This window comes from Nonomuraea lactucae (assembly GCF_003313395.1).
Lineage (GTDB): Bacteria > Actinomycetota > Actinomycetes > Streptosporangiales > Streptosporangiaceae > Nonomuraea > Nonomuraea lactucae.
On record NZ_QNFZ01000339.1, the window covers coordinates 1 to 621 of the forward strand.

Here is a 621-nt window from a genome sequence, read left to right on the forward strand (position 1 = left end):
ATGAGCGCCTCGACCTCCGTGCGCGACCGGAGCTCCCGCACCAGCTCGGCGGTGACCAGGTCGAGCACCCCGCCCACCGCCTCACGCCGCGCGCGTTCGAGCAGGGCGGGCACGACCTCGTCCCAGTTGGCGACGGCGTCGCGGACCGGGCCGGGTTCGATGATCAGCCGCAGCACGTTGGCGACCTCAGGGATCGGTGCGGGCGCGAAGAGCGTCCCGAACAGGCGCGCCGCACCCCGGTTGGCGCGCACCAGGTTCCAACCACGATCCAGCACCACGGCGGGCAGCGGGTCGTGCCGGTCGAGCATCTGGCCGATGGCGGCCGCGACCCGTCGCAGCGCCGGGTCGTCGAGCCCGCTGTGCGCGAACAGCGGAGCGAACCCGGCCGCCAGGAGCATCCCGTTGCGGTCGCGCAGCGGGACGTCCAGCGCGCCCGCCAGCCTGAGCACCATCTTCCTGCTCGGGTTCGAGCGGCCGGTCTCCAGGAAGCTCATGTGCCGCGGGGTCGTCCTCGCGGCCGAGGCGAGATCGAGCTGGCTCATCGCACGCACCCGGCGCCAGTAGCGCACCAGGGAACCGAAGGACGACTCCATGGGCCGACCCTACGGCCGGCGGGCGCGC

Annotated in this window: 1 protein-coding gene; it reads right to left on the reverse strand. The window is 73.8% G+C overall.

The window, feature by feature from the left end:
- Window positions 1–593, reverse strand: a 593-nt coding sequence (locus DQW85_RS21820; protein WP_162795197.1) for a helix-turn-helix transcriptional regulator, incomplete at its 3' end; no start/stop codon positions are given.
- Window positions 594–621 lie beyond the last annotated feature (28 nt).